The 247-nt window shown below is 64.4% G+C and carries 1 pseudogene; it reads left to right on the top strand.

Going from position 1 to position 247, the window contains the following annotated elements:
• A pseudogene (locus HMPREF2863_RS00495) lies at window positions 1-247 on the top strand (DDE-type integrase/transposase/recombinase); the annotation flags it as partial.

Below are 247 nucleotides of genomic sequence, written 5' to 3'. Positions count from 1 at the left end.
CATGGCAGGGCGGCTACCGCTGCGCTCAAAGGACGTCGACCCAAGATCGGGTACGACTATGTGCACTCGATGGTCGATGACTGCTCCCGGCTCTCGTACAGCGAGGCCTTGCCGGATGAGACCGGGCCCACGTGCGCCGGGTTCCTGGCCCGGGCCGCGGTGTACTTCGCTGAGCACGGGATCGACAGGATCGAACGGGTCATGACGGACAACGCCTTGGCGTACAAGAACTCGCAGGCGTTCAAGG

The organism is Micrococcus sp. HMSC067E09, assembly GCF_001812555.1.
GTDB lineage: Bacteria > Actinomycetota > Actinomycetes > Actinomycetales > Micrococcaceae > Micrococcus > Micrococcus lylae.
This window is presented reverse-complemented; position numbering and strand designations above follow the sequence as displayed.